The sequence below is a fragment of the Mesorhizobium sp. M7A.F.Ca.CA.004.06.1.1 genome (assembly GCF_003999135.1).
In the GTDB taxonomy this organism is placed as follows: Bacteria; Pseudomonadota; Alphaproteobacteria; order Rhizobiales; family Rhizobiaceae; genus Mesorhizobium.
In genome coordinates this window covers 1-8,621 of the sequence record NZ_RZPQ01000191.1, presented here as the reverse complement: position 1 = coordinate 8,621, position 8,621 = coordinate 1, and the positions used below count along the sequence as shown (strand labels likewise).

Genomic DNA, 8,621 nt, shown 5'->3' with positions numbered 1-8,621 from the left:
CATTCCGTGCAGCCCTACTACACGCTGCTTCTGGCGCGCGAAGCCGGCATGACGATATCGATCCACGCGACGCCGGAAGAAATCGTGCTTTCTGCGGCCTGATTGCGCAGCCGATAAAGCGAAGTATTTCTACATTGAAATCTGTAATTCCAGCTCATCGACTTGAGATGCGTCTGGTCGTCCAGGCAGCGCCAAAGCATTCGCGAATAAAAGTAGGCACCTGCCTATCTTTGTAAAAATTTTACCTAACGCCTTTTCGGCTTCTTTACCAGATTGGCCTATGGTGCGTCCTGGATGCCCCCGACGCTACCGGACTGCCAGAAGGCAAAGAGGACCCGGAAATGAAACGCTGCATGTTCGTCGACGATTCAAGCGTCATCAGGAAGGTTGCAAAACGCATCCTGGGCGGCTCCGAAATGATTGTCATCGAGGCCGCCAGCGGACTGGACGCGCTGGAGATGTGCGCCGCCGATATGCCCGACATCATCGTCGTCGATGGCGCCTTGCCTGACGTACCGGCGGTCGATCTCATCCGTCGCGTCCGCGCCATGGAGAGCCCGATAAGGCCGCAGATCCTGATTTCCCTGGTCGAGCTCGATATTGCTTCGATCATGCGGGCCAAGCGAGCCGGCGCCCAGGGCTATCTCTTGAAGCCGTTCAACCGCCCGCAGCTGCTCGAGCGCTTTCGCACCTTGAAGAGCGCACCTGATTCGGTACCCTTGAGCAATTCCAGAAAAAGTGCGTGACGGTTTCCTGCTCAGCAGCCCAAAACAGACCCTTACCAGCCGTCATGCAAAAACCCGGCCGAAGCCGGGTTTTTTATGGAAAAGATTCGAGCGATTCGTCGCTCAGGCGCTGACGCGAATGTCTTCCGGTTCGCGCAGCACATAGCCGCGCCCCCAGACCGTTTCAATGTAGTTCTGACCGCCCGATGCCGCGTCGAGCTTTTTGCGCAGCTTGCAGATGAAGACGTCGATGATCTTCAACTCAGGCTCGTCCATGCCGCCATAGAGGTGGTTGAGGAACATTTCCTTGGTCAGCGTGGTGCCTTTGCGCAGCGAAAGCAACTCCAGCATCTGGTATTCCTTGCCGGTCAGGTGCACGCGCTGGCCGCCGACTTCGACGGTCTTGGCATCGAGGTTGACCACCAGGTCGCCGGTGGTGATGACCGACTGGGCGTGGCCCTTGGAGCGCCGCACGATGGCATGAATGCGGGCAACCAGCTCATCCTTGTGGAACGGCTTGGTCATGTAGTCGTCCGCGCCGAAGCCGAGGCCGCGCACCTTGTCCTCGATGCCGGCCATGCCGGAGAGGATGAGAATAGGTGTCTTGACCTTGGAAAGGCGAAGCGTTCTCAAGACCTCGTAGCCCGACATATCGGGCAGGTTGAGATCGAGAAGAATGATATCGTAGTCGTAGAGCTTGCCTAGATCGACGCCCTCTTCCCCGAGATCGGTCGTGTAGACGTTGAAACTTTCCGATTTCAGCATCAGTTCGATGCTTTGTGCGGTTGCACTGTCATCTTCTATCAGCAGAACACGCATTTCATTCCCCTTTTCTGCTGCCGGACCATTTCACGACCCGTCCGGACCCGGAGCAGTGGTTGCCTTGTGCAGAGGCTGCCATTGAATGGTTAACAAATCCTAATTTCCCGTCCATGACGGTACCAGATTTTTTAACCTCTTTCTACACCCTCTTGAATCTAATAACGAATCTCAGAACCAAATTCCTAATGCAACACATTAACAACCTGGACTAAGCGACTCCAGGGACTCATCGACGTCGCTTCCGCATCGGTGGCCGGAATTTTTACCCGGCCTTAAGTCCTGACCCGTATGATTAACAATGCCCGTAAACGAATGGTTACCGCCGGCAAAAAACTTTAGGGTTTTGTTTCCCATAGTTCGGGGAAAGGCGGTGGACACGGGTGCGGCCTGGGCGTTTCCAGGTGGTTTGGACGATAAGTGCGGGTGTGCGTTTCCGGGAGTACCGAATCATGAAGTCACGTGAAAACCTCGTTCGGCTGAAACAGTTTCAGGTGAATGAGAAGCGGCGGCAGCTGCTCCAGCTCGACATGATGATCGCCGAGTTCGAACGCATGGCCGTCGAGCTGGAGCTTCAGATCACCGCCGAGGAAAAGAAGGCCGGCATCACAGACATCAACCATTTCGCCTATCCGACCTTCGCCAAGGCGGCTCGCCTGCGCCGCGACAACCTCAGGAATTCCCAAAGCGACCTCGCCCAGCAGCGAAGCGCCGCCGAATCATTACTCGGCGAAGCTGAAGCGGAGCTTTCCAAGGCGGAAATGCTGGAATCGCGCGACACGAAGATCCGCGAAGCCGAAGTCGGTGGCCGCAGCGCCATGATCGGCTAAGACCTGGCGGTTTGCCGCACCAACGCTCGCCATCAGGCTGGCGCATTGTCGCGGCTTGCGGCTCCGGCGGGAAAAATGAACCCGCCCTACGCGGCCAAATCCCCTTCACTCTCGGCAATTGCCCTTGCACGGGCATCCTTGATATCCGGCGCATGCTGCTCCGCCCATGACCTGATCTGGGTAAGCAGCCCCGCCAGGTTCTGGCCGAGCTCGGTCAATTCATATTCGACGCGCGGCGGAATGACCGGGAAGATCTCGCGCCGCACCAGGCCGTCGCGCTCGAGCACCCGCAGCGTCTGCGTCAGCATCTTCGGCGTGATGCCCTCGAGCTTCCGGGCAAGCTCGCCATTGCGCAGCCGGCCTTTGCGCAGCGCGCAAACCACCAGATAGACCCATTTGCTGGCCAGCATCTCCAGCACGGTGTGCGAAGGACACGCCCGCCGGAACGCATCATAGCCGAAACCGCAATCATCTTCACTATCCATGAGGTGCGTATATATCAGGAAGGTACATACTGGACAAGGGGATATTACTATCCAAATGATAGTGGCACCAACCAAGCAGGAGACATCTCAATGCGTGCCGTTATCCAGAATTCCGTCGGCGGACCCGACGTCCTTGTCATCGCCGATCAGCCGGATCCCACGCCAGAGACCGGCGAAGTGCTGGTCCGCGTCAAGGCCGCAGGCATCAATCCGGTCGACGGCGCCGTCCGTGCCGGCTACTACCCCTTGCTCGGCGAGCCGCCTTACATCCTGGGTTGGGATATCTCGGGAACTGTCGAAGCACTCGGCGCCGGCGTCACCGGCTTCAAGATCGGCGACGAGGTGTTCGGCATGCCGCGCTTCCCCAAGCAGGCGGCGGCCTATGCCGAGCTGGCTGCCGTGCCTGCCGATCAAATCGCACTGAAGCCGAAGAGCGCGGACCACCTCAAGGCAGGCGCCTTGCCGCTGGCCGGCCTCACCGCCTGGCAAGGGCTTGTTCGCCACGGCGGGCTGAAATCGGGGCAGCGCATATTGGTCCATGCAGGAGCCGGCGGCGTCGGTCATCTGGCGGTGCAGATCGCCAGGGCGCGCGGCGCCTACGTTGTCGCCACGGTCAGCCCGGGCAAGCTCGATTTCCTCCGCGAACTCGGCGCCGACGAGGTCATCGACTACACCAAGGGCGATTTCACCGATAAGGTTCGCGACATCGATCTGGTGCTGGATCCAATGGGCGGCGACCACGCCCAACGCTCGCTGAAGGTGCTCAGGCGTGGCGGCGTTTTGGTGTCATTGCTCGATGTCGGCGACAACACCAGGACCCAGGCCGGCGCGCGAGACATTCGGGTCGAGCGTATGTCCGTCGTTCCCGACAGGGAGGGCCTGGTGGAACTGGCTCGGTTGATCGATGCCAACAAGCTCGCCGTCCATGTGGCGAAGAGCTTCCCGCTGGACCAGGCGGGGGCCGCTCACGCCTTCCTCGCCACCAAGCCGATCGGCAAGGTTGTGCTATCGCTCTGAGCGGGAACGGTGAAAACAGAAGGGCGCGGGGTTAGCCGCGCCCTTCGTCTAAATTCGCAATGTCAGTGCCGGTATTGCTGGATGCGTGTCGTGCGCAGCCCGGCAAGGCCATATTCGTCGATCGACGCCTGCCAGGACAGGAATTCCTCGGTGGTGAGCTTGTAGCGTTGGCATGCCTCGTCCAGGCTCAAAAGCCCGCCGCGCACGGCCGCAACCACTTCCGCCTTACGCCGGATAACCCAGCGACGTGTATTGGTCGGCGGCAGATCGGCAATCGTAAGAGGGCTGCCGTCAGGCCCGATAACATATTTGACTCTCGGTCTAACCAGATCGGTCATCGTACTCTCTACAAAAAACTCAAAGCCCCAACCCCCGCCACGTTACCGCCACAGCTTTAAAAATTGCCTAAGCAGACCCTAATGACTAGGTAAGGATCATGAACGCCGCGTTAGTCTTTTCGCCGGCATTTGAAACATCTGCCCGCAAACGCTGATTTGCCGGGGAAAATGCATCCCCTGGCGGAGATCGGCCGCAACCGGTGAATCGCCCTGCACGCTGGCGCGCCGGTAAAGCTTGACCTATATTCTCGACATTGGCATTGAGGCGCCGCGCAGAACGAAAGCATCATGAACAGTCTCAATCTTCCCGGACGTCCCGAAAACACCCGCATCGTCGTCGCCATGTCGGGCGGCGTCGATTCCTCTGTCGTCGCAGGCCTGCTGAAACGCGAGGGCTACGACGTCGTCGGCGTCACCTTGCAGCTCTACGACCACGGCGCGGCGACGCACCGGGCCGGCTCATGCTGCGCCGGGCAGGACATCGACGATGCCCGCCGTGTCTCCGAGACGCTCGGCATCCCCCATTATGTGCTCGACTACGAGGAACGCTTCCGCAAGGCGGTCATCGATCCCTTCGCCGAGAGCTATGTCGCCGGCGAGACGCCGATCCCGTGCGTTTCCTGCAATCAGACGGTGAAGTTCGCCGACCTCCTGGCCACCGCCAAGGAGCTCGGCGCCGACGCGCTGGCCACCGGCCACTACATCCGTTCCGGCGCCAACGGCGCCCACCGCGCGCTCTACAGGCCCGTCGACGCCGACCGTGACCAGAGTTATTTCCTGTTCGCCACCACGCAGGCACAGATCGATTATCTGCGCTTTCCCCTCGGCGGCCTGTCGAAGCCGCAGGTTCGCGCCATCGCCGAGGAGATGGGGCTGGCGGTTGCCGCCAAGCAGGATAGCCAGGACATCTGCTTCGTGCCGCAGGGCAAGTATTCCGACATCATCGCCAAGCTGAAGCCAACCGCGGCCAATCCGGGCGACATCGTCCACATCGACGGCCGCGTGCTCGGCCGCCATGAGGGCATCCTGCGCTACACGATCGGCCAGCGCCGCGGCATCGGCATCGCTTCCGGCGAGCCGCTTTACGTCGTCCACCTCGATGCCGACCGCGCTCGCGTCGTGGTTGGCCCGCGCGAGGCGCTGGAGACGCACAAGATCTATCTGCGCAATATGAACTGGCTGGGCGACGGACCGCTCACAGACGTCCCTGCAGGCGGCCTGGAGCTGTTCGCCAAGGTCCGCTCGACGCGGCCGCCGCGCCCGGCCGTGCTGCATCATCGTGCCGGTGCCACATGGGTGGAACTGGTCGACGGCGAATCCGGCATCGCGCCGGGCCAGGCCTGCGTGCTCTACTCCGATGACGGCAACGAAGCTCGCGTGTTCGGCGGCGGCTTCATCGAGCGTTCGGAGCGTGGCGCCGAGGCCGAGGCGATGCTGACCCGGCTTGCCGCCAGGCCGGCCCAGATACCTGCCGAATAAGATACCTGCCGAATAAGATTCCCGCCGAATAAATAATCCGCGCTTCAGGAATTCGACTTGGTGTGGGTGACCGTGCCGGCGGTCAGGATGCGCAGCACCCTGATCGCTTCCTCGCCGCTGGTGCGCGGCTCGGCACGCGTCTCGATGCACTGGATGAAATGCTCCAGCTCGCGTGTCAGCGGCATGCCCTGGGCAACCGCGACATAGGATGGCTCATTGGTGGTGAAGGCCCATTGGCCGCTGTCCTGCCACACTGCATGGCGGTAGACGGCAAGCTTGCGTTCCCATGGCTCGACATCGTCGAACACCGCCATCGCCTTGGTGCCGACCACGGTCAGCCGCCGCTCGCGATAGGGATTGAGACGCGAGGTGAAGAGATGGCTGCGCAGGCCGTTGGGGAAGCGCATGTGCAGATGCGCGAAGTCGCTGAGATTGTCGAGCAGGGCGGCCCCCTCGCCGCGCACCTCGATCGGCTCCGTGCCGGTGATCGCCAGGATCATCGACAGATCGTGCGGCGCCAGGTCCCACAGCGCGTCGTTCTCTGTGTGGAACTTGCCGAGGCCGAGCCGGTGCGAGTGGATGTAGCGGACTTCGCCGAGTTCGCCCTTGTCGATCAGCCCTTTCAGCGTCTCGAAGGCGGGGTGGAACCGCAGGACATGGCCGACCATGAAGACGCGGCCATTGTCCTTGGCCGCCTGCACCGCACGCTCGGCGTCGGCAACCGTCAGCGCGATCGGCTTTTCCACCAGCACGTCCTTGCCGGCCGTGACGGCACGCACGGCAAGGTCGGCATGGAATTGCGGCGGCAGCGCCATGACGATGGCGTCGATATCGTCACGCACGAACAACTGGTCCGGCTCGATCGCCAGGCAGTCCTGCTCGCTGGCGAAGCCTTCTGCGCGGGCCCGGTTGGTGTCGGAGACCGCGTACAGCGCGCCGAGCGCCTTGAGAGTGCGGATGTGGTTGCTGCCCCAGTATCCGCAACCGAGGACTGCTATGCGCGGCTTCATCTGTTTCAAACTCTAAAAACTCGTGGCCGAGACATAGCGACGTGCCCCTTCGAACTCAACCCCGGCGGCGGCAACCAAATGTCCGCATGGCAAAGCTTTTCGATAATGACGATAAGCCGGCAAGCCGGTTGCTTCGAAGCTTGACAGGCTCACCCTCCCAACCTTATATCCGCGCGACCTTGGCGAACGCCCCCGACATGCCTTTCGATTTGAGGCGGATTTCGGGCCTTTCGCCGCCCTGGCGGGGTAGCTCAGTTGGTTAGAGCACGGGAATCATAATCCTGGGGTCGGGGGTTCAAGTCCCTCTCCCGCTACCACTTCAACGCCACTATCGTACGCAATGGCCGATTGTGGCGGGCTGCCCCATGCGGTGTCCTGTGCGATAGCGGCATACCTGACCTTCGTAGGGCGAGTAGAAGCCTTCAGCGACCTACAGCATCTCGCTCAGTGACGCCAATGCGGCTAACGATGCCGTCACCGGACATTCTCGCCGTCACCCACGCGTATCGGCTTCACCCCTCGGGAGTTTCGCGCTCGCCTGCCGGGCTTCGCCTTCGATCTCGATCTTGCTCCGCGCTTGAAGATCGAAGCGTACCGTTACGGTGCGCATGCGCGCATGCAGGACTCCATCCAGCGTGCCGCGCATTTCATGTAGATAAGTCAGCGACGATTTCCCAAGCTTTTCTATAACGCTGCGAACGGTGACCAGGGTTCCCGCCGCGGTTTCATGCACGTAGTCGATCTCCATCCTTACATCCGCCCAGCCGAGGGTCGGCGTCAAACGAGGATCGGCAATCCTGCCCAGAAACTGGAAACTGGCGTCATCAAACATGGCCACATAATGACGAACGTTGAGATGGCCCATCGCGTCGCACATCCAAGGATGCACGACGCCGACATAGGTTTCGATGCCGGGCGTCAAAACCCGACCTCGTTTGCGCCCTTGAGATCCAGCAGTTGACGGGCTTCGTCGGGCGTCGCGATTTCGAGCGACAACTCGTTGAGAATGCGCTTTATCTTGGCAACCTGTTCGGCATTGCTCTTAGCGAGCGTGCCCTTGCCGACATAGAGGCTGTCTTCCAAACCGACCCGTACATTGCCGCCCATGATCGCGCCCATCGTGCAGAGATTTATCTGGTGCTTGCCCGCGGCAAGGATCGACCAGAGATAATCGTCTCCGAACAGCCGATCAGCCGTCCTGCGCATGTGCATCATGTCTTCTGGGTCGGCGCCGATTCCGCCCAGCAGCCCGAAGATCGTCTGGACGAAAAGCGGCGGCTTCAGCAGCTTGCGGTCTAGAAAGTGCGCAAGCGTGTAGAGGTGACTGACATCGTAGCACTCGAACTCGAACTTCGTGCCGTAGGCCTGGCCGACTTCGACGATGATACGCTCGATCTGCTCGAACGTGTTGGAGACGATGCCCTTCTTTGTGTCTTCCAGGTAGCCCTTCTCCCAGTCGTACTTCCAGTCGGTGTATTTCGGCGCGATTTGGTGCAGGGCGAAATTCATAGATCCCATATTGAGCGAGCAGAGTTCCGGCTTCGAAGCGTGCGCGGCTTCAAGGCGCTCTTCGAGGGTCATCTTCAGCCCGCCGCCGGTGGAAATGTTCATCACGGCGTCGGTCTGCTGCTTGATGCGCGGCAGGAAATCCATAAACAGCTTTGGATCAGGGGTAGGCTTGCCGGTCTCCGGATCGCGGGCATGCAGATGGATCACCGACGCTCCGGCTTCGGCTGCTCCGACGGCGGCGTCGACGATCTCGGACGGCGTTATCGGCAGATACGGGCTCATCGTCGGCGTGTGGATCGAACCGGTGACCGCACAGGTGATGACGACTTTCGGCGATTTCTTCATGGTTGAACTCTCCCTTGTCTGCCTTTTGTTGCTATCTCTCGAGCGCGAGGCAATCCTCACGACC

The 8,621-nt window shown here is 60.6% G+C and carries 11 protein-coding genes and 1 tRNA gene; 6 read left to right on the top strand and 6 right to left on the bottom strand.

What is annotated here, in order from left to right:
- Nucleotides 1–102: histidine phosphotransferase family protein (locus EN906_RS13975; protein ID WP_245484247.1), on the top strand; the 102-nt coding region annotated here is incomplete at its 5' end.
- A gap of 239 nt (nt 103–341) precedes the next feature.
- Nucleotides 342–746, top strand: a complete 405-nt coding sequence (locus tag EN906_RS13970; RefSeq protein ID WP_127268016.1) for a response regulator — start codon at nt 342–344, stop codon at nt 744–746.
- Nucleotides 747–848: 102 nt separating this feature from the next.
- Here EN906_RS13970 and ctrA read toward each other — a convergent pair whose 3' ends face one another.
- Nucleotides 849–1,544 carry a cell cycle two-component system response regulator CtrA gene (ctrA, locus tag EN906_RS13965; protein ID WP_006203583.1) on the bottom strand — a complete coding sequence of 232 codons (696 nt, stop codon included), beginning with the start codon at nt 1,542–1,544 and terminating at the stop codon, nt 849–851.
- Between the two features lie 452 nt (nt 1,545–1,996).
- On the opposite strand from ctrA, the gene EN906_RS13960 reads away from it, so the two are divergent.
- Nucleotides 1,997–2,374, top strand: a complete 378-nt coding sequence (locus EN906_RS13960) for a flagellar export protein FliJ (RefSeq protein ID WP_013529907.1) — start codon at nt 1,997–1,999, stop codon at nt 2,372–2,374.
- An 86-nt stretch (nt 2,375–2,460) separates the two neighbouring features.
- Here the strand turns inward: EN906_RS13960 and EN906_RS13955 are convergent, their stop codons facing one another.
- Nucleotides 2,461–2,859 carry a helix-turn-helix domain-containing protein gene (locus EN906_RS13955; RefSeq protein ID WP_127268015.1) on the bottom strand — a complete coding sequence of 133 codons (399 nt, stop codon included), beginning with the start codon at nt 2,857–2,859 and terminating at the stop codon, nt 2,461–2,463.
- A gap of 90 nt (nt 2,860–2,949) precedes the next feature.
- Here EN906_RS13955 and EN906_RS13950 point away from each other — a divergent pair, with 90 nt between their 5' ends.
- Nucleotides 2,950–3,876 (top strand): NADP-dependent oxidoreductase, encoded by a 927-nt coding sequence (locus tag EN906_RS13950; protein ID WP_127268014.1) that lies wholly within the window; start codon nt 2,950–2,952, stop codon nt 3,874–3,876.
- A 62-nt stretch (nt 3,877–3,938) separates the two neighbouring features.
- Here the strand turns inward: EN906_RS13950 and EN906_RS13945 are convergent, their stop codons facing one another.
- Complete coding sequence (locus EN906_RS13945; RefSeq protein ID WP_013529904.1) at nt 3,939–4,214, bottom strand: DUF1153 domain-containing protein; 276 nt, start codon at nt 4,212–4,214, stop codon at nt 3,939–3,941.
- Nucleotides 4,215–4,502: 288 nt separating this feature from the next.
- On the opposite strand from EN906_RS13945, the gene mnmA reads away from it, so the two are divergent.
- Entirely contained in the window at nt 4,503–5,693 is a 1,191-nt protein-coding gene (gene mnmA, locus EN906_RS13940; protein ID WP_127268013.1) for a tRNA 2-thiouridine(34) synthase MnmA, read from the top strand.
- Between the two features lie 44 nt (nt 5,694–5,737).
- Here mnmA and EN906_RS13935 read toward each other — a convergent pair whose 3' ends face one another.
- Complete coding sequence (locus tag EN906_RS13935) at nt 5,738–6,703, bottom strand: Gfo/Idh/MocA family oxidoreductase (protein ID WP_127268012.1); 966 nt, start codon at nt 6,701–6,703, stop codon at nt 5,738–5,740.
- Nucleotides 6,704–6,943: 240 nt separating this feature from the next.
- Here EN906_RS13935 and EN906_RS13930 point away from each other — a divergent pair.
- A tRNA-Met gene (locus EN906_RS13930) sits at nt 6,944–7,020 on the top strand.
- A gap of 176 nt (nt 7,021–7,196) precedes the next feature.
- Here EN906_RS13930 and EN906_RS13925 read toward each other — a convergent pair.
- Complete coding sequence (locus EN906_RS13925; protein ID WP_127268011.1) at nt 7,197–7,625, bottom strand: acyl-CoA thioesterase; 429 nt, start codon at nt 7,623–7,625, stop codon at nt 7,197–7,199.
- Nucleotides 7,622–8,557 (bottom strand): 3-keto-5-aminohexanoate cleavage protein, encoded by a 936-nt coding sequence (locus EN906_RS13920; RefSeq protein ID WP_127268010.1) that lies wholly within the window; start codon nt 8,555–8,557, stop codon nt 7,622–7,624. The genes EN906_RS13925 and EN906_RS13920 overlap by 4 nt, the downstream gene beginning before the upstream one ends.
- Nucleotides 8,558–8,621 lie beyond the last annotated feature (64 nt).

Coding starts and splice junctions, on each gene's coding strand:
- EN906_RS13970 (WP_127268016.1), top strand. CDS start 342: ATGAAACGCTGCATGTTCGTCGACGATTCAAGCGTCATCAGGAAGGTT.
- ctrA (WP_006203583.1), bottom strand. CDS start 1,544: ATGCGTGTTCTGCTGATAGAAGATGACAGTGCAACCGCACAAAGCATC.
- EN906_RS13960 (WP_013529907.1), top strand. CDS start 1,997: ATGAAGTCACGTGAAAACCTCGTTCGGCTGAAACAGTTTCAGGTGAAT.
- EN906_RS13955 (WP_127268015.1), bottom strand. CDS start 2,859: ATGGATAGTGAAGATGATTGCGGTTTCGGCTATGATGCGTTCCGGCGG.
- EN906_RS13950 (WP_127268014.1), top strand. CDS start 2,950: ATGCGTGCCGTTATCCAGAATTCCGTCGGCGGACCCGACGTCCTTGTC.
- EN906_RS13945 (WP_013529904.1), bottom strand. CDS start 4,214: ATGACCGATCTGGTTAGACCGAGAGTCAAATATGTTATCGGGCCTGAC.
- mnmA (WP_127268013.1), top strand. CDS start 4,503: ATGAACAGTCTCAATCTTCCCGGACGTCCCGAAAACACCCGCATCGTC.
- EN906_RS13935 (WP_127268012.1), bottom strand. CDS start 6,703: ATGAAGCCGCGCATAGCAGTCCTCGGTTGCGGATACTGGGGCAGCAAC.
- EN906_RS13920 (WP_127268010.1), bottom strand. CDS start 8,557: ATGAAGAAATCGCCGAAAGTCGTCATCACCTGTGCGGTCACCGGTTCG.